Raw genomic sequence first — 18890 nt, 5'->3', positions numbered from 1 at the left:
GACGTGAAAAAACCCCTTATAGCTGTTACCAGTTCCCGTCGTCGTGCCCTGTTCACGGCAAATCTCAACAGGTTTGCACTGTGGCGCGCGGGCGCCTCGTCAATCCGCCTGTACCCGGGCAAGACTTGTGATCCACAACAGATTGACGGTTTGCTGATCGGTGGCGGCGACGACATTGATGTTCGCCTCTATGACCATGACCTGTTCCTGGAAACGCGTATCGACCCGGAACGTGATCGCATGGAAATAGAACTGCTCGAGTACGCGCTCAAGCACAGCCTGCCGGTTTTCGGTATCTGCCGAGGGGCCCAGATTCTGAACGTATTCCTGGGCGGAAACCTGATTCAGGACATATACCAGAAATACGAAGGCCTTCGCCGACAGAGCACGACGCTGCCAAAGAAATGGATCGATATCCACAAGGAAAGCAGGCTGGCTGCCATCCTGAAACAGGATCGCTGTCGTGTGAACTCCTTGCACCACCAGGCGATAGACCAGCTTGGTCGTGGATTGACGACCGTTGCCCATGATCAGGCCCGTATCATCCAAGCCGTGGAAAACAGAGACGCGCGTTTCCTTGTTGCAGTCCAATGGCACCCCGAACTTCTGGTCTTTGACAGCGCCCAGCAGAATCTTTTCCGAACCTTTGTTGCGGCGGCTCGCCAGTATCAGCAGGAACGCCACACACAGTGAGTGAGACCCGCAAATCTGTATCAGAAGCGCTGCTTCTTTGGTTCTATCGCAACCGCGGTTGGTTGAAGAAGACAGCAACAGCCCTGTTGTTGATCAGCGGGCTTGCCGCCTATTTCCTTTCGGGCCTCCAGGAAAAGCTGACACTCGATTTTTTTGTCGAGCACCTTGAGCGCCTTCAGGACTTTACGCGTGCGCATCCCGTCAAATCCGGTCTTTTGTATTTTGCTTTCCTGACCCTGGTGACGGCCTTCAATGTGCCAGCCGTCGCCGTCATCACGATCACCAGCGGCGCCATCTTCCCGGTCTGGCAGGCGGGCCTTTACTCTTCCCTGGGGCCTACTCTGGGGGGCCTGCTGCCCTACTGGGCGGCCCGCTATACCTTCCGTGACAGTTTTTCCAGGATCGCAGGTACGCGTGCACAGACCCTGGAAGGCGCCTTCCGGAAGAATGCACTGTTGTACATGATGGTCCTCAGGCTGTTGCCCATCATGCCGGTCTGGCTGGTCAACATCATTGCAGGACTGCTGAACGTCAGGCTCAAGACCTACGTAATCGGCACAGCAATCGGTGGACTTCCCTGCACGCTTGTGTGGGTCATTCTCGGCGATGGCATTGGCCAGACCCTGAAAGACGGACAAAGCATCACGCCTTCGGCCCTTCTGGAGCCGAAGATCGTCGCTGCCCTGACAGGCCTTTCACTATTGGCTCTTGGTGCCGCCTTCTTCAGGCACTTCCGGGGGCGTCGTATTGGATAAACCAGCGATTCTTTCGTAAGCATCGGTAACGATTGAACTGACCGGAACAAGCGTGAAACCGCGATTCTTGAGATCTTCCTGCCATTCGGCAAGCACATCCAGGGTCACGTCGTGGGGATGGCCTATTCCGACTGCGCTGCCACGCTCAAGTGCTATGGTCTCTAGCAATGCCAGTTGGGCTTCCACGAAGGAGCGGGATTGTTCGTGATCGATGAAAACGTCTCGGCCCACGGATGGAACGGAAAGTTCACGCGCGACCTCCAGGGCAACCGTATCCGGAGAGGTTTTCGAATCGACGAAAAGCAGGCCTCGTCTTTTGATTTCGCCTAGAACCTGCTCCATGGCGTCCCGATCGGACGTCAATCGACTCCCCATGTGATTGTTCACACCCACATACTGCCCAAATCGTCCCAATGCCCATTCAAGGTCATGCTGTCGTTCTTCAGGAAGCTGCTCAGATGTCAGCGCCCGGGGGCCGGAATCGATGTCACCATTCATTGGCTCCATGGGCAGGTGCAGCATGATCTCGTGACCACGCGTCCTTGCCTCGGAAATCAATCCCTCCACGTTCTCCGCGTAACTAAGATAAGAAAGAGTGAATGGCGGAGGCAGCTTCGCGGCCTTCTGTGCCGCCGATCTGTTCACCCCGACATCGTCAATAATGATGGCAATACGCGGCGTACCATCCGGTTTATCCGCAGATACACTATAGGTTTTCCAAGGAGAATCATTCACGGGAGAAACATTCACGGCGACGGGCTTCTGCCTGCCCAATTCCGGGGGCGGCAGGACTTCGGGCCTGTCTGTCTGTCTAGCCTCGGGGATTGGCCATACACCAGCCAATTCCCCTGTTCTCTCTTCCGGACTCAATTTAGCGGCCCGGCTCTCGATAACTTTCTGGCCTTCCCCGACCGGTTCTTCGGTTCCCGGAAGTCCGATCGCAACCGCCACCCCCAGGGTAAGCAGGATTCCCAGACCAAAAACGGTGATGCGCTTACCCGTCATGCGTATCGGTCTCCGATAAGGACTTTCTTGATATAAATCACTTCAAGCGTAACTCTCGATTTGGCGCCGGGTAAAGTCCGGGACAGCCGGTTCCTCAGGGTTCAGCCTTTGACCCACTTTCCCCCTCCTTTGCAAGCTCCTTCAGAATGGGGCAATCCGGCCTTTCATCTCCATGGCATTTTTCCATCAAGTCGAACAGAATATCCCGCATGTCAGTCAATTCCTCGATTTTCAGTTCGATCTCCTGCAAATGGTAACGGGCAAGTGCCTTGACCTGAGCACTGCTGCGTCGCCTGTCCCGCCAGAGAGCCATGAGTTCCGAGACCTGTCGTACGGAAAAGCCAAGGCTTCTGGCACGTTGAATGAACCGAAGGATTTGAACTTCCCTTTCAGTATAAACACGATAGCCGGTCGATGTGCGTTTGGCAGGGTCGATCAGGCCCACGGACTCGTAATATCGGATCGTCTTTGCCGGTACGCCTGAGTCCCTGGCCGCTTGGCCGATATTCATGACATGACTTTCTCTGGGTTATGAATGCTCAACTCAACGGTAATACATTGAGTTCACGGACCTAATAAGGTCAAATGCAGCCTTGTCTTGAATGCGGTGCCCTATCCTGCGCCGGCCTGTGAATTCCTCGTGATGGGGTCCAAATACGCCATGTTCGTCCTGATCGATAACTACGACAGCTTTACATACAATCTATACCACTATCTCGGCGAAATTGGTGCCGAGTCTGTTGTGCATCGAAACGATGCAATCACGCCGGACGAAGTCATCGCCATGGATCCGGAGGGAATTGTGCTGTCCCCTGGACCCTGCACACCAAGCGAGGCCGGAATCTGCCTGGACTTGATTACCAAGGTTGCCGGCAGCATACCGATACTGGGGGTCTGCCTGGGGCACCAGGCCATTGGCCAGGCTTATGGCGGTCAAGTCGTGCGTGCGCCCATGCCCTTGCATGGCAAACTCAGCAGTGTGTCCCACAAGAACAGCGATGTTTTCGAAAAGCTGCCTTCTCCCTTCAACGTGACCCGCTATCACTCTCTTCTTCTGGACAGGGACAGCCTGCCGGATGAACTGGAGATAACAGCCGAAACGGAAGACGGGCTGGTGATGGGCTTGCACCATCGAGAGAAACCCCTGTATGGCGTACAGTTCCATCCGGAATCCATCGCCTCGGAATACGGCCATGAATTGCTTGCCAATTTCGTGAGACTGGCCCGCAGAACCAACGCCTGAAGGACGACTGTGTGACAAAGGACATGACGGACTTAAAACAGCTGATCGGAACTGTCGCCGAAGGCACATCGCTCGATGAATCCCAATCGGAAACCGCCTTCGACATCATAATGTCGGGGGATGCCACCCCGGCCCAGATCGGCGGGTTCCTGATGGCCCTGAGGGTGCGCGGTGAAACTGTACCAGAAATCATTGGGGCAGCGCGGGCCATGCGCGGGAAGATGCACGCCATCGATGCCCCCCCAGATGCCATTGATACCTGCGGTACAGGAGGTGACGCCAAGGGGACCTTTAACATCTCGACGGCAGCGGCGTTTGTCGTTGCGGCCTGTGGTGTTCCTGTGGCCAAGCATGGCAACCGGGCGCTTTCCTCGAAAAGCGGGGCCGCAGACGTCCTGACAGCGCTTGGCGTGAACATCGATGCTGAAACGGAACTTGTCAGCCGTGCACTTAGAGAGGCTGGCACCTGCTTTCTCATGGCGACCCGCCATCACAGTGCCATGCGTCACGTGGGACCCGCGCGCGTGGAACTGGGAACAAGGACCATTTTCAACATCCTGGGCCCCCTGTGTAATCCGGCAAGGGTCAAGCGCCAGATACTCGGCGTCTTCAATCAGGATTGGCTTGTCCCCCTGGCCGAAGTCCTGAAAGGGCTGGGACATGAGAAGGCTTGGGTGGTTCACGGCGAGCATGGTTTCGACGAATTGACGTCCGCCGGACGGACCCATGTGGCTTCTCTGAACTCAGGTCGGATCGAAACCTTTGAGATCGACCCACAGGATTACGGCTTGCGCTCAGCGGCCCCGGAAGAACTGCAGGGTGGGGATGCGGAACAGAATGCCGAGGCCGTGCTTAACTTCCTGAAGGGGGCGCCCGGGGCTCTGCGCGACACCATTCTAATGACATCTGCAGGCGCGCTGGTCGTTGCAGGCAAGGTGGAGACCCTGCCCCAGGGCCTGGAAATGGCCAGCGAAGCCGTAGACAGTGGACGGGCCGCATTGGTTCTGGACAGGCTCGTGTCAATCACCAACACGGAGCCCGAACAGTGAGCGACGTTCTCGAACAGATTTGCAGTGAAAAGCGCCAACACATTGAGGAGCGAAAACAGCTTCTCTCGGTGGACGAGCTCGAGAAGATCATCGCTGCCAATGGAAAGCCCAGGGGATTCCATCGCGCTTTGAAGGAGAAGGCTGAAGAGTCAGGCTATGGGCTGATTTGCGAGATAAAGAAAGCCTCCCCTTCCAAGGGCCTCATACGCAAGGATTTTGACCCTACAGAGCTTGCGGAAGCCTATACCCGTGGTGGAGCAGCCTGTCTTTCTGTTTTGACGGATATTCCCTATTTCCAGGGAAGCGACGATCATCTGAGAATGGCCCGGTCGGCAAGCCCCCTGCCCGCCCTGCGCAAGGATTTCATGCTGGAACCCTACCAGATCCTGGAATCCCGCGCGCTTGGGGCCGATTGCGTGCTCCTGATTCTGGCTGCCCTCTCCCAGAAACAGGCCCAGGAAATGGAGCGACTGGCAACGGACCTGGGGATGGATGTGTTGCTTGAAGTCCATGACGAGCTGGAATTGGATCGAGCCCTCAATCTGCATTCCCCGTTGATTGGCATAAACAACCGTAATCTCAAGACCTTGGAGGTCGATATTGAAACGACGGAGATACTCGCCCCAAGGATCACCGAAGATCGCTTCCTGATTGCGGAAAGCGGGCTCTACGAGGCCGATGACCTGCACCGCCTTGCCAAGGCGGGTGCGCGTGGCTTCCTGATCGGGGAATCCCTGATGCGCCAGGACAATGTCGAGGAAGCCGCCCGTGCCTTGTTGCAACCCGAGGAAGCGGGGCGCTCATGAGCAAACTGACCCATTTCGACGATGAGGGGCGGGCCCGCATGGTCGATGTTTCCGAGAAGGCTGAGACAGAGCGCGTCGCGACCGCCAAGGGGGAAATCCAGGTCTCTCCTGAAACCGCTCAGCGCATAGCGGAAGGCACGATCGGAAAAGGAGACGTCCTTTCGGTCGCACGCCTGGCCGGAATCATGGGGGCCAAACGTACACCTGACCTAATACCGCTATGCCACCCTCTATCACTCAGCTCCGTGTCTGTGGAACTGTCTCTGGATCAGCAGCATAATACGGTTTTGATCGAGGCGACCTGCAAGCTGAAGGGACGCACGGGAGTTGAGATGGAAGCCCTCACCGCCGTTAACGTCGCAGCTTTGACCGTTTATGACATGTGCAAGGCCATGGACCGCAGCATGGTAATTGGGAACATCCGCCTGACGCACAAGTCCGGTGGAAAATCAGGCAGATATGAGGCCAGTCAATGATTGCAGTCGAGGAAGCCCTACAGAGGATCCTCGAGAATATCTCGCCCCTGCCTGCGGAACAGGTGTCGCTTGAACGTGCTCGCGGCCGTGTACTGGCGCAGCCTTTAAAGGCGCGTGTCAGTCATCCGCCACGTGCCGTCTCCGCAATGGATGGCTATGCTGTGCGCGCCGCCGACCTGCAGGAACGCCCTACTGAACTGGAGATAATCGGCCACATTGCCGCTGGCGACAGCTTTGAAGGCACCCTTCAGGCAGGGCAAGCGGTACGCATCTTCACGGGCGCCCAACTTCCCCCGGGCGCTGATGCTATCGTGATTCAGGAAGATACGCAGACACAGGGTGAATCAAGAGTCCTGGTCCACCAGGCCGTTCCTGTCGGGCACTATGTTCGCCCCCAGGGCCTGGATTTCCAGGCTGGCGACACTGGCATTGCCACGGGAAAGCGGCTGAATGTCCGCGACGTTGCACTGGCCGCAGCCATGAATGTCCCCTGGCTGCACGTCTCCAGGAAACCCAGAGTTGCTGTCCTGGCCACGGGCGATGAGGTTGTCATGCCCGGAGAAATGCCGGGACCTGCTCAGATCGTCAGTTCCAATGGATTGGCACTTTGCAGCTTTATCGAGGCCTGTGGCGGCACACCACTGAATCTGGGCATAGCACCGGATAACGCCGATGCACTCAACAACATGATTGCAGGGGCCAGAGGGGCTGATCTTCTGGTTACGACAGGCGGCGCTTCCGTAGGCGAACATGACCTGATTCGCAGCGGCCTGAATGATTTGAAGATGGATTTCTGGAAGATTGCCATGCGTCCCGGAAAGCCGCTTCTGTTCGGACAACTTGGTGCCGTGCCGATGCTGGGGTTACCCGGTAACCCTGTTTCAACGCTGGTTTGTGCCATGGTTTTCCTGAGGCCCTGCCTGGAAAGGCTGCAGGGTTTGGAGGAACATGACTCGCCTCAAGAGAAGGCCCTTCTGGAAGAGGGACTGAAGGCCAATGATCGTCGCCAGGATTACGTGCGTTCGACCCTTGGGCAAGATTCTAAGGGTCGGCTGACAGTCAGGGCCGCGACTCTACAAGACAGTTCAATGCTTTCTACCCTGTCGCATAGCACGGCCCTGATCGTGCGCCCACCCCATGATCCGGCACGCGAAAAAGGAGAAATGGTTTCCATTCTACGCCTGGATAACCAAGTCTATCCGATCTGATAATCACACCCTGACAACACCCAAGGGAGGCTGCCATGGAAATGACCGGTGAGTATCGTATCGAAGCACCCCGCGACATCGTATGGGAGGCCTTGAACGACCCGGATATCCTCAGGAATTGTATTCCAGGATGTGAAGAGCTCGAGAAGACGGACGATCATTCCTTCGAAGCCAAGGTGAAGGCCAAGGTTGGCCCCGTGAATGCCAAGTTCACGGGGGCCGTATCCCTGTCGAACATGAACCCGCCAGAAAGCTATACGATCAGTGGCGAGGGCAAGGGCGGCGCTGCAGGCTTCGCCAAGGGCAGTGCGGACGTTCACCTTCAGGCTGAAAGCGACCAGGTGACCACCCTGACCTACAAGGCCGAAGCAAAGGTTGGCGGCAAGCTGGCACAGCTTGGTTCACGCCTGATCGATGGCACTGCTCAGAAGATGGCAAATGAATTCTTTTCTGAATTCGAGCGTCAGGTATCCGAGAAGTATGCCCTTTCCTCCAGTGATCAGGGAACGACTGGAACCGCGGCAGGCACGGACACCATTGCCGATAGCACGCCAAGCGAAAAGGCAGCACCTTCGCCTGATGCAGGCGATACATCAGCGACGACCGCTTCTGCTGGTGCGGATGAGGAGTCGGCCACCCACGCACAGGCACCCCACCCCGGAACAGACAGGGATGCTGAACGGGACACCTCTTCTCCTTCCCAGGGAAAAACCGGTTTGTCCCCGGTTGTCTGGATTGGGGGGGCCGCCATCATTATCGTGCTGCTGCTCATCCTTTTCGTTTAACTCGATAAACTTCGCCTCTACCCCACTTGACCGCCTGAAAGAGGAAGCACAAACTCCTTTACAGTATGCCCCGTGATGGAGGGCCAAACCGCAAGGTATAGCGGGACAAGAATACAGGCGGCATAACCATTACCGCAAAGAACAGCTGGAGAGACGTCTATGCTTACCGTTTCCATGACCGTCAATGGTAAGGAAGTCACGAAAACCGTTGACCCGCGTACCCTGCTCGTCACCTTCCTGAGAGAACACCTGAACCTGACCGGCACTCATGTTGGCTGTGACACCAGCCAATGCGGTGCGTGTGTGGTTCACGTGAACGGCCAATCGGCAAAGGCCTGCACAATGCTGGCGGCCCAGGTCGAGGGCGCGGATGTGACAACCATCGAAGGCGTTGCCAAGAATGGTGATCTTCACCCCATGCAAGCTGCCTTCAAGGAGCATCATGGCCTGCAATGCGGATACTGCACACCGGGCATGGTGATGAGTGCCCTGGATCTTCTGAAGCACAATCCGGATCCGTCGGACGAGGAGGTCCGTCATTGGCTTGAAGGCAACATCTGCCGCTGCACCGGATACCAGAACATCGTGAAGGCCATTCAGTCGGCCGCACAGGAAATGAGGAGTTGAAGCCATGCCTGATACTGGAATTGGCGCCTCCGTCAAGCGCAAGGAAGACTATCGCTTCCTGACTGGCAAAGGGCATTACACCGATGACATCAACAAGGCAGGCCAGGTTTATGCCTGTTTCCTGCGTTCTCCGGTCGCCCATGCAAAGGTGACTTCGATAAACGCGGAAGAAGCCCGCAAGGCCGATGGTGTCGTGGCCGTCTTTACAGGCCAGGACATGGCTGATGACGGCGTTGGCTCCCTGCCCTGCGGCTGGGTTGTCACGGATCGCCATGGCGATCCGCACAAGGCGCCCCCACACTACCCACTTGTGCGCGACAAGGTTCGCTATGTCGGGGACCAAGTGGCCATGGTCATCGCGGAAAGCCTTTCCCAGGCGCGTGAAGCCGCAGACATGATAGAGGTCGACTACGAAGAGCTCGATCCTGTCATTGACATGAAGAGCGCTGAAAACGCCGAACTGATACACGAGGAAGCGCCTGGAAACCTTTGCTTTGATTGGGAATTGGGCGACAAATCAGCTGTGGACGAGGCCTTCTCGAAGGCTGATCGCGTTGCCCAGCTGGACCTGGTCAACAATCGGCTGATCCCCAACGCAATGGAACCGCGCGCGGCCATTGGCGAATACGATTCGGGAACCGACAGCTACACCGTCTATTCGACGAGTCAGAATCCACATCTACTGCGCCTCATCCTCTGCGCCTTCGTTTTGAACCTTCCCGAAACGAAAGTGCGTGTCGTGGCGCCCGATGTCGGCGGAGGATTTGGCTCGAAGATCTTTGCCTACGCTGAGGAGACGGCTTGTACCTGGGCAGCCCGGAAAGTGGGACGACCCGTTAAATGGACAGCCGAGCGCGCGGAAAGCTTCCTGACCGATGCACACGGGCGCGATCACATCACGCATGTTGAACTGGCGCTTGATGCAGGTGGCAAATTCCTGGGCCTGAAGGTTGATACCAAGGCCAACCTTGGCGCCTATCTTTCCAGCTTCTCAACCTGCGTCCCGACCTATCTCTATGCCACCCTGCTGGCCGGCCAGTACACAACGCCTGCAATCCACTGCAACGTAAAGGGGATGTTCACCAACACCGCACCGGTCGATGCCTATCGCGGAGCGGGACGTCCCGAAGCGACTTATGTGGTGGAACGCATTGTCGAGGTCGCTGCGCGGGAACTGGACATGGATCCAGCCGAACTGCGCCGCAAGAACTTCATACAGCCGGATCAGTTCCCCTATCAGACCCCCGTGGCCCTGAATTACGACACCGGGGATTATGAGCCGACGCTGGACAAGGCGTTGCAGATGATCGACTACACAAGCTTCAGTCAGAGGCGAGCTGAGTCCGAGCGTAATGGGAAGTTACGCGGGATCGGTTTCTCAGCCTACATTGAAGCTTGCGGGCTGGCGCCTTCGGCCGTCGTCGGCTCCCTCGGCGCAGGTGTCGGCCTTTGGGAATCGGCACAGGTCCGATTCAACGCAACCGGAACTGTTTCGGTCTTCACGGGCTCGCACAGTCATGGGCAGGGCCATGAAACCACCTTCTCTCAACTGGTCGCCGACAAGCTTGGCATCCCCTACGAGAATGTGGAGATCGTTCACGGCGACACAGGCCAGATTCCCATGGGTATGGGCACCTATGGCTCCCGCTCACTTGCCGTGGGTGGATCCGCCATATCCAAGGCCTGTGACAAGGTTATCGAGAAGGGGCGCAAGATCGCGGCTCATCTCATGGAAGCCAGCCCTGAGGACGTGGAATTCAAGGACGGTCACTTCACCGTATCAGGCACGGACAAATCAAAGGCCATGGCCGAGATCGCGTTCACGGCCTACGTGCCACACAACTATCCGGAAGGCGTGGAACCCGGCCTGGACGAAACGGCCTTCTATGATCCCTTGAACTTTACCTATCCTGCCGGTGTCCATATCGCAGAGGTCGAAATTGATCCGGATACGGGCATGACGGAAATCAAGGACTGGGTGGCTGTCGATGATTTCGGACGCATACTCAACCCGATGATCGTCGAGGGACAGGTTCATGGCGGCATAGCCCAGGGCGTTGGTCAGGCTCTTTACGAGAACTGTGTCTACGACAGTGACAGCGGCCAGCTGATCACCGGGTCCTATATGGATTACTGCATGCCTCGGGCTGACAATTTCCCGACCTTCCGTGTGGGCATGACGACAAGCGAGTGCACCCACAATCCGCTTGGTGTGAAGGGGTGTGGTGAAGCCGGTGCCATTGCCGCACCAGCGGCCCTGATGAATGCCATCACGGACGCGCTGGATCAGGAAATCGACATGCCGGCAAGTCCCGAAAAGGTCTGGCGAATTGCCCAGGCAAAGATCAAGCAGGCTGCTGAATAAGGGAGGCCAGACGGATGTATAATTTTGACTATCATCGCCCGAATTCCGTGGACGATGCCGTACGCGCACGAGGCGGCAGCGAGGATGCGACCTTCCTGGCCGGAGGGATGACCCTACTGCCAACCATGAAGCAGCGCCTGGCCAGTCCCTCGGATATTGTGGATCTAAGTGCCATTCAGGATATGACCGGGGTTTGCGAGGATGATGGGCGCCTCGCAATTGGGGCCATGACCACGCATGCAAGCGTTGCCTCCGACCCTCTCGTCAATCAGAAGATCCCTGCCCTGGCCAAACTCGCCGGCGGAATAGGTGATCCTCAGGTCCGCAATCGCGGCACCCTGGGCGGCTCCATTGCCAATGCCGATCCATCCGCTGACTATCCGGCCGCAGTTCTGGGGCTGGGCGCCACGGTGAAGACGAACAAACGCGAAATCAGCGGCGACGATTTCTTCGTGGATATGTTCGAGACGGCCCTCGAGGAAGGTGAACTTATTCTTTCGGTGAACTTCCCTGTTCCCGACAAGGCTGCCTATGCCAAGTTTCCAAATCCGGCGTCACGCTATGCCATGGTTGGTGTTTTCGTAGCGCAAGTCGGTGGGGAAACACGCGTGGCTGTTACAGGAGCTGCCCCCAGCGCGTTTCGGGTATCGGAGATGGAGGCGGCTCTGAGCAACAGCTTCTCCGCAGATGCCTTGCGCGGCATAAATATCCCGGCAGATGGCATGAACAGCGATCTGCACGGCTCAGCTGAATACCGGGCCCATTTGGTAAACGTGATGGCGCGTCGTGCTGTCGAGTCGCTATCCTGAAAACTTGCGCCTGAAAGGGCGTGTTCCTCGCTGATCACCAGGCCGGGCCTACACAGGCCCGGCCTTATTTGCAGCAGTATGAAGCGGCATCATGTCCCGACGGAAGAAAGGGCTTATTACTGTTCTGGCGCTGCTTGGCGTCGTCCTGATTGCCAGTGCAAGCGCCGTCGCCTTGCGCAAACCGGTCTTGCAATGGGCCGCTGACTATTACCTGCAACAAGCCGGTATCTCTGCCGACCTGACGGTTGCCGAAGTTGGCTTCAAGCAAGCCGTCATCGAGGACCTGGCTGTCCGAGAAACGACGGTGGATCGCATCACTGCAGATCGGGTGATCATACGCTTCAGCCCGGAAAACCTGCTCTCCGGTGTCTTGCCCGAACTGGAGATCCATGGACTCAAGATTCTCCAAAAACAGGCCGGCCATGAAAAGCGCCAGGGCCGTGGAACGGACACAAGTCCCGAGGACGAAGGGCCACCGGAAGGAAGTTCACTTTCCTCTCCGCAGGATGTCCTTGGAAACTGGGAAGTGTCCGATATCCATCTCAACGACGCTGAGTACACCCTTGTTTATGAAGAAAGACGTTACAGCCTTGGGCTGGATGCTCTCTTGCAGCGAAACAGCCAGGAAGAACATGACCTTCAGCTGACATTTCACCCGATCGAGGACAGTGAGGCCAGAGTCGTCGGTAATATTGCGCTGAGCTTGTCCGACCTGCTGCCGGTCTCGATGGAAGGTAACCTGAACACGGTTGTGCCAAGGCTGGGCATCGATGGACAGATTTCATTCTCTGGCCGGGACATCGTTGCCTCTCCAAACCTGGACCTGAACGGCTCCTTGCAGATTACAAAGGGGGATTGGGAAAGTTGGACGGCCAGCCTGCCCATGCAGGATGAGCAGATGAAAGCCATTCTTTCCCTGGACGGCAATGTTCAGTTACCGAAAGCCACGGCGCTGGCTGACGCCTCTGGAAGCCTGGTGGACTGGATCGAGGCACTCGATGCTAAGGGGGAGGTTGGCCTGGAAATCCTGAAGCTCTCAACACCCTTCGATCGCCGCCTCATGGAAGGTTCTGTTGCCGCGGACTTCCTGCTGGAAAATGCGCGTTTTTCCCTCTTCCTGAAGGGCCCGGCCAGCATGTCGCTGGCGAACATTAAGGACGAGACGGCAAACTTATCAGATGACAGCCAGTCAAAAGCACTTCTGGACGACAGCTATAGCCTGCACTTATCGGATGTTCGGGGTGAACGCCCCTTCATGGAAGTGAGCGGACTGTCCAGCACGCCCCGTATCGACGTCCTAACGACTGCAAAACTCGAAGGCGCCCAAGGCGCACGGCTTTCAGGGCGTTTGTCCGGATACTTCCTGCCCCGTGACAAACAGTTTGAAGCCAGGCTTGAAAACCTCCTTGTCGAGGAACTGCCCCTGGACCAGCTTGGTTCTCACGAGATCAGCGGTGAAGCGAGTCTGTCAGGTGCTTATGAAAGCTACGATGGACATGCAAAGCTTTCCGCGACGAGCGAAGGCTTCAACACCCCTTATGCCAGTGCCGGAACCAGCGCAGCGGAATTATTCATTGGTTTCCACGGCAAGGGCACCCAAAAGCTGGAAGTCTCCACCAAGGAACCTGGCGTGGTGCGCGCCAAAGGCTTGTCCCTGCCCGCCGGCCTGGGGATTCCGGAATCAGAGCTCAAGATCGGCGAGTTGAACGTCAGTTTCCAACGTAACGAGGGAGAGTCTGATTTCCACCTTGGGATCAATGGCAAAGCAGAGCTTCAAGACCTGACTTTCCGGCAGTTCCGGACAAGCGGCGCCCCTCTGACAGGGCAAGTGCGCCCCCTATCCGTTGATTTCGAAGTGAAGCACGATTCCAGCTTGCCGCCCGGACAGTCCCCTACTTTCACTGCCACCGGAAAACTGCAAAAGGTGACCCTGGATGAACCGGGGCTGTCACTCGCAGACCTAGCTTTCGAGGCCGAATACCCCCTACCAGATCAAGAGACGCCCCTGCTACAAGTGAATGAGGGACTCCTCAGCAGCACCGCTGATCCAGCCATTTTTTCTGCGCTGGACCTGAACGGTCATGTCTTTTTGCGCAAAGAAGCTCTGGCTTTTTCGCTTGCGGGAGTAGATCCGAACAGCAAGACAAACGTCACAGCGGAAGGATCCCACAGCCTGGAAACCGGTAACGGTTCTCTGGATTTTTCCCTTCCTTCACATCGCTTCTTGATCAATGGGCTGCAACCGACCGGACTGTTCCCCATACTCGATATACTTGAGGATGTCGAAGGCGATGCTGCGCTCAGCCTCAATATTGCCTGGAACGATTATGGACTGAATGGCCGGGGCCGGCTTTACCTCACGGGGCTGGACTTCAGTATTTTCGATACTGGGATCAAGAACCTGAACAGCACCATAGAGCTCGGGAGCTTATTACCTTTGCGTACAACTCAATCGCAGGTCTTCACTGTTGAAGCCGCGGGTATAGGCAATATACAGCTTGCCGATATATTGGGTCGCTTTGAGCTTGCTGAAGGACAAACCGCACTACCTGTCGTAAAGCTTGAAAACCTGCGTTCCAATTTTGCGGATGGTCGTTTGCATATCGAGGACAGCGAATTCGATCTTTCCAAGAATCGACATAAGTTAATCTTGAGACTCGAGAATATCAGCATATCGCAACTCGTCGATCTGCTTGAAATCGAGGACTTGGAAGCAGCCGGGCGCTTTACGGGAGAGATACCTGTCACCATTACTGATGGCGCGTTCGAAATTTCTGACGGGCATTTGGAATCTTCCCAGACTGGCCAGATTGCTTTCAAGTCGGATGAGGTACGCTCTGCCCTTGCTTCGGGAGGGGAAGCTGTCTCCTTGATGCTGGATGCGCTAGAGAATTTCCATTACGACAGACTCCGCTTGGACATTCACAAACCCATCCAAGGAGAAAGCCGGCTTGCCATAAAACTGGAAGGCCAGAATCCGGATGTACTCGACGGTCATCCTTTCGACCTGAATATAAATATGAATGGCGATTTAGCCTCTGTCCTTCAAGCAATCTCTGAAGGTCGCCGCCTTTCCCAGAATGTCCTGGATGATATGCTCGAACTTGTGCAATGACCATCAAGCCACCACAATTAAGAGACAGCATGCATGTACTGTACAATCTTCAACGGAAGAAAGTTTTGAAGTGACCAGACTGCACAAGAACACCTTCGGACTCCTGGCAGTCCTGCTGGCACAGGGCTTGCTGGTCTCCTGTCAACCGACCGTACGAGTTGAGGCGCCGAAGGACCCGATCACGATCAACTTGAACGTCAAGCTCGATGCCGATGTTCGTGTCCGCCTGGAGGAACAGGCGGAAGAGGATATCGAATCCAAACCCGACATCTTCTAAACGGATGAACAGCGTATTTACGGGAAACTAGAGCATGAATATGCGTAGGACTCTTCTGATAGCCCTTCTGGCCATTCTTCTGGGCAGTTTCAGTTTGAGCACCGGTGCCTGGGCGCAATCCGCCCAGGAGCTTCGCAGCAGTGGAGAAGCCGGTGAACGTTGGGACGGCTTGATGGAAGCACGCACGCCCTCTGCCGAGCAGGCCGTGGACGATATAAACAATGAACGCCTCGAGGTTTATCGCGACCGTGCGGAGCAACAGAACGCTCCTGTGCAGGAAGTTGGCAAAGTCTATTTTGAAAAGATCATTAGCAAGGTTCCAAGTGGAACCTGGATCAAGAAGCCAGACGGCAAATGGACACAGATACAGTGAACGAGAGTCACCCCCTTCAGTCTTCCCCCCTTCCCGACAGTGTCGATGCAACCCTGAAGCTTCTGGAGCAAGGCAATTATGTGGCTGGTCGCAACCTTGCCACCATGGTGTACCTGGCCCTGAAGCTGAAACGCCCCTTGTTCCTTGAAGGGGAAGCCGGCGTCGGCAAGACCGAGTTGGCCAAGGTCCTCGCGGCAACACTGGGAAGGCGTTTGATTCGCCTGCAGTGCTACGAAGGGCTTGATTTGGCGAGCTCTGCATATGAATGGAACTATCCCAGGCAGATGATCGAGATTCGCCTTGCCGAGGCCACTGGACACTCTGACGATCGCGCCTCTCTGGTTTCGGATATCTTTTCCGAGGAATTCCTGATCGAACGCCCCTTGCTGCAGGCCTTGAAACCAGCACCGGAAGGGCCTCCGATCCTTCTGATTGATGAACTCGACCGTACGGATGAACCCTTCGAAGCCTTTCTCCTGGAACTTCTGTCCGATTTCCAGATATCGATTCCCGAACTGGGGAATATCCGGGCAAGTGAACCACCAATCGTAATCCTGACCTCCAATCGAACCCGTGAAATTCATGACGCGCTCAAGCGGCGCTGCCTTTATCACTGGGTCGACTATCCCGATATGGAGCGTGAGCAGAAAATCCTGGCCTCCAGGGCCCCGGACGTCCCGGACAGCTTGAGCCGTGAGATCGTTTCCTTTGTGCATGCCCTGCGTGATACCAACCTCTTCAAGTCGCCTGGAATTGCCGAAACCATCGACTGGGCGGAAGCGCTGGTTCAGCTGGACATGATCAGCCTGGACAGTTCAGCCGTCGATGACACGCTTGGCGTGCTTCTCAAGTACCAGGACGACATAGCCAAGATTGAAGGCAGTGAAGCAACCCGCCTGCTACAGCAGATCAAGCGGGATGTCGCCACAGCACAGTAAGGCTTGGCCATGCAACAAAGCGAACCCTCATCAGGAGCCTTTGATACGGTCCAGTCAAAATCCGAGACACCTGACAGCCCGGAAACCGCCGGGACCGGGGGGCGGCTGGCAGAGAACATCCTGCGCTTCCTGCATGTCTTGCGTTCGGCTGGCATACCGGTTGGAACCTCGACTGCGCTTGAGGCTTTCGAAGCTGTGCAGGCTGTAGGCCTCCAGCGGCGAGAAGATTTTTACTGGGCGCTTCATGGGGTTTGCATTACCCACCGGGACCAACAGGAAATCTTCGACCAGGCTTTCGAGGTGTTCTGGCGCAACCCGCATCTGCTGGATCGCATGCGCTCGCTATTCCTGCCCACGATCTTCGACGACTCCTCTGAAAATGATCCGGGGAAGCCCCTCAATCGTCGGGTCGCTGAAGCCATGCGATTCGATCAGGATGAGCAGGAGCAAAAGGAGACTGAAAAGCAGGAGATCGAACTCGATGCGGCCTTGACCTGGTCCCAGAACGACAGCCTGCAGCATCGCGACTTTGAACAGATGTCACAGGCGGAGATAGAGGAAGCCAAGCAGCGCATAGCCCGCATGCGTCTGCCGTTTGAAAGGCTCCGGACACGACGCTTCAAGGCCGCCTCCGCGCCTGGACGCATCGATCTTCGCAACAGTCTCCGGCAATCGCTTCGCAGTGGCAGTGAAACCGTCCGCTTTGCTTGGCGCAAGCGTCGCGAACGGATTCCCCCGCTGGTCATACTTTGCGACATCTCGGGTTCCATGAGCCGCTATTCACGCATCCTTCTGCACTTCATGCATGCCACCACTGGCGAGCGCGAGCGTGTCCACTCCTTCCTTTTCGGAACGCACCTGACCAATGTCACCCGTTCGCTGAAGGAGAAGGATGTGGACATTGCACTCGATGACATAGGGCATACGGCACAGGATTGGGATGGTGGCACGCGTATTGGCAGCTGTCTCTCGGACTTCAACCTTCATTGGTCTCGGCGCGTGCTGGCCCAAGGAGCCACCGTGCTGCTGATTACCGATGGACTGGACCGCGAGGACAACCGCCTTTTGGAGAAAGAAGCCGAGAGGCTCCAGAAGTCCTGCCGTCGCCTGATCTGGCTCAATCCTTTGCTTCGTTATGACGGGTACCAACCCAAAACCGGGGGAGCCAGGGCACTCATGCCGCATATCGACGACTTCCTGCCGGTCCATAACCTGGAAAGCCTGGAGCAGCTCGCAGATGTTCTGCAAACCGGTGCCATGTCCCGGCCGAGTCCGGCGACGATCTGGAAGAAGGAACTGGAAGGATGACGGCAAATCCACTCTATGCCGCAAGCGACGAAATTCTGGGGCTTGCGGAAAACTGGCTGGACCAGAGGCGAACGGCAGCATTGGCAACGGTCGTGGGAACCTGGGGCTCCTCCCCCCGCCCGGTCGGCAGCCATCTTCTGGTAGATGATGCCGGAGACATGATGGGCTCGGTCTCCGGTGGATGCATTGAGGGCGCTGTCGTCGAGGAGGCCAAGCAGGCAATGAAGGATGGCAAGCCTCGCCTTCTGGAATTCGGCGTCACGAATGAGGATGCCTGGGAAGTCGGGCTTGCTTGTGGAGGCACCGTTCGCGTTTACGTGGAAAAGCTGGTGGCAGATCAATGAAGAGGGCGCTCCTGAAAAGCCTGCGCAGGGACATGCAGTCCAAGACGCCTGCCTGCCTCGTCACGAACCTGGAATCTGGCCAACAGTTGCTGATTCATCCCCATGAGCTTGAAGGTGACCTGGAGCTGTCGGAGGCCTTGCTGGAAGAGGCGCGACAGGCCCTGAGCAAAGGAAAAAGTGGCCTGTTGAGTGATGAACGGCATTTTGCCGAATGCCTTCTACCTCCAGCCCGCCTGATGGTCGTGGGGGCCGTCCATATTGCTCAAAAGCTTTGCCCGATGGCCGATCAGATGGGTTATGAAGTCACCCTGATCGACCCCCGGCAGGCTTGGGGCACTGAATCACGCTTTCCCGGCCTTGAGATCCTCCACTCCTGGCCGGACGAAGCCCTGAAAGGCCTTGATCTCGACAGTCGCTCTGCCGTTGTCACCCTCACCCATGATCCCAAGCTGGATGACCCGGCACTTCTGGTCGCTCTTGAAAGTCCGGCATTTTACATCGGGGCTTTGGGGTCCAATCGGACACACCAGAAACGTCTTCAGCGTTTAAGTGAGGCTGGCAGGGGGCCGGACTTCCTGGCTCGAATCCACGGGCCGATTGGCTTGTCCATTGGCGCACAGAACCCTGCAGAGATTGCCGTCTCCATTCTGGCCGAATTGACCGCCGTTCTGCGTGGTGCCGAGATTCCGGGCAAAGTCGGAAGGCAGGGTTGAG

20 protein-coding genes are annotated in these 18890 nt (G+C 56.7%); 18 read left to right on the top strand and 2 right to left on the bottom strand.

Translation table 11 applies throughout. From position 1 onward, the window contains the following. The first annotated feature begins 3 nt into the window (after positions 1 to 3). Both BP38_RS22035 and BP38_RS0101610 read left to right on the top strand, forming a co-directional pair. Positions 4 to 693: a gamma-glutamyl-gamma-aminobutyrate hydrolase family protein gene (locus tag BP38_RS22035; protein ID WP_081816384.1), complete on the top strand. Its 690-nt coding sequence runs from the start codon at positions 4 to 6 to the stop codon at positions 691 to 693. Beyond that, the gene (locus BP38_RS0101610; RefSeq protein ID WP_026986291.1) at positions 690 to 1448 is read left to right on the top strand and encodes a TVP38/TMEM64 family protein; all 759 of its coding nucleotides are present in this window, start codon (positions 690 to 692) and stop codon (positions 1446 to 1448) included. The genes BP38_RS22035 and BP38_RS0101610 overlap by 4 nt, the downstream gene beginning before the upstream one ends. Here the strand turns inward: BP38_RS0101610 and BP38_RS18485 are convergent. Next, positions 1392 to 2453, bottom strand: a complete 1062-nt coding sequence (locus tag BP38_RS18485; protein ID WP_051608834.1) for a divergent polysaccharide deacetylase family protein — start codon at positions 2451 to 2453, stop codon at positions 1392 to 1394. The genes BP38_RS0101610 and BP38_RS18485 overlap by 57 nt on opposite strands. Positions 2454 to 2547: 94 nt before the next feature. Continuing rightward, a complete protein-coding gene (cueR, locus tag BP38_RS0101600) occupies positions 2548 to 2964 on the bottom strand; it encodes a Cu(I)-responsive transcriptional regulator (RefSeq protein WP_026986290.1) in 417 nt (138 codons plus the stop codon). A 150-nt stretch (positions 2965 to 3114) separates the two neighbouring features. Between cueR and BP38_RS0101595 the strand changes: the two genes are divergently transcribed. The 16 genes from BP38_RS0101595 to BP38_RS0101520 all read left to right on the top strand — a co-directional run bounded on the left by BP38_RS0101595 (position 3115) and on the right by BP38_RS0101520 (position 18889). After that, entirely contained in the window at positions 3115 to 3696 is a 582-nt protein-coding gene (locus tag BP38_RS0101595) for an anthranilate synthase component II (protein ID WP_026986289.1), read from the top strand. A gap of 23 nt (positions 3697 to 3719) precedes the next feature. Further along, positions 3720 to 4745: an anthranilate phosphoribosyltransferase gene (gene trpD / locus BP38_RS0101590; protein WP_026986288.1), complete on the top strand. Its 1026-nt coding sequence runs from the start codon at positions 3720 to 3722 to the stop codon at positions 4743 to 4745. Beyond that, a complete protein-coding gene (trpC, locus tag BP38_RS0101585; protein WP_026986287.1) occupies positions 4742 to 5551 on the top strand; it encodes an indole-3-glycerol phosphate synthase TrpC in 810 nt (269 codons plus the stop codon). The genes trpD and trpC overlap by 4 nt, the downstream gene beginning before the upstream one ends. After that, positions 5548 to 6027 carry a cyclic pyranopterin monophosphate synthase MoaC gene (moaC, locus tag BP38_RS0101580; protein WP_026986286.1) on the top strand — a complete coding sequence of 160 codons (480 nt, stop codon included), beginning with the start codon at positions 5548 to 5550 and terminating at the stop codon, positions 6025 to 6027. The genes trpC and moaC overlap by 4 nt, the downstream gene beginning before the upstream one ends. Beyond that, on the top strand, positions 6024 to 7235 hold the full coding sequence (locus tag BP38_RS0101575) for a molybdopterin molybdotransferase MoeA (RefSeq protein WP_026986285.1): 1212 nt from the start codon (positions 6024 to 6026) through the stop codon (positions 7233 to 7235). The genes moaC and BP38_RS0101575 overlap by 4 nt, the downstream gene beginning before the upstream one ends. Before the next feature lie 35 nt (positions 7236 to 7270). Further along, positions 7271 to 8020, top strand: coding sequence for an SRPBCC family protein (locus BP38_RS0101570; protein ID WP_026986284.1), 750 nt, complete (start codon positions 7271 to 7273; stop codon positions 8018 to 8020). Between the two features lie 159 nt (positions 8021 to 8179). After that, complete coding sequence (locus BP38_RS0101565) at positions 8180 to 8647, top strand: (2Fe-2S)-binding protein (protein WP_026986283.1); 468 nt, start codon at positions 8180 to 8182, stop codon at positions 8645 to 8647. Between the two features lie 4 nt (positions 8648 to 8651). Then, positions 8652 to 11012, top strand: coding sequence for a xanthine dehydrogenase family protein molybdopterin-binding subunit (locus BP38_RS0101560; protein ID WP_026986282.1), 2361 nt, complete (start codon positions 8652 to 8654; stop codon positions 11010 to 11012). A gap of 14 nt (positions 11013 to 11026) precedes the next feature. Continuing rightward, positions 11027 to 11821, top strand: a complete 795-nt coding sequence (locus BP38_RS0101555; protein ID WP_026986281.1) for an FAD binding domain-containing protein — start codon at positions 11027 to 11029, stop codon at positions 11819 to 11821. A 91-nt stretch (positions 11822 to 11912) separates the two neighbouring features. Further along, entirely contained in the window at positions 11913 to 14936 is a 3024-nt protein-coding gene (locus tag BP38_RS0101550; RefSeq protein ID WP_026986280.1) for an intermembrane phospholipid transport protein YdbH family protein, read from the top strand. 70 nt (positions 14937 to 15006) lie between these two features. Beyond that, on the top strand, positions 15007 to 15213 hold the full coding sequence (locus BP38_RS0101545) for a YnbE family lipoprotein (RefSeq protein WP_245602289.1): 207 nt from the start codon (positions 15007 to 15009) through the stop codon (positions 15211 to 15213). 34 nt (positions 15214 to 15247) lie between these two features. Further along, on the top strand, positions 15248 to 15586 hold the full coding sequence (locus BP38_RS0101540) for a YdbL family probable chaperone protein (RefSeq protein ID WP_081816382.1): 339 nt from the start codon (positions 15248 to 15250) through the stop codon (positions 15584 to 15586). Then, complete coding sequence (locus BP38_RS0101535; protein WP_051608832.1) at positions 15568 to 16524, top strand: AAA family ATPase; 957 nt, start codon at positions 15568 to 15570, stop codon at positions 16522 to 16524. Before BP38_RS0101540 ends, BP38_RS0101535 begins: the two co-directional genes overlap by 19 nt. A gap of 9 nt (positions 16525 to 16533) precedes the next feature. Continuing rightward, a complete protein-coding gene (locus BP38_RS0101530) occupies positions 16534 to 17832 on the top strand; it encodes a vWA domain-containing protein (protein WP_081816381.1) in 1299 nt (432 codons plus the stop codon). Continuing rightward, a complete protein-coding gene (locus BP38_RS0101525) occupies positions 17829 to 18176 on the top strand; it encodes an XdhC family protein (protein ID WP_026986275.1) in 348 nt (115 codons plus the stop codon). Before BP38_RS0101530 ends, BP38_RS0101525 begins: the two co-directional genes overlap by 4 nt. Further along, positions 18173 to 18889, top strand: coding sequence for an XdhC family protein (locus BP38_RS0101520; protein ID WP_026986274.1), 717 nt, complete (start codon positions 18173 to 18175; stop codon positions 18887 to 18889). Before BP38_RS0101525 ends, BP38_RS0101520 begins: the two co-directional genes overlap by 4 nt. Position 18890 lies beyond the last annotated feature (1 nt).

This window comes from Fodinicurvata fenggangensis DSM 21160 (genome assembly GCF_000686045.1).
Taxonomy (GTDB): domain Bacteria; phylum Pseudomonadota; class Alphaproteobacteria; order Kiloniellales; family DSM-21159; genus Fodinicurvata; species Fodinicurvata fenggangensis.
Note: the sequence above shows the minus strand (reverse complement) of the source record. Positions and strands in the feature narration are given on the sequence as shown.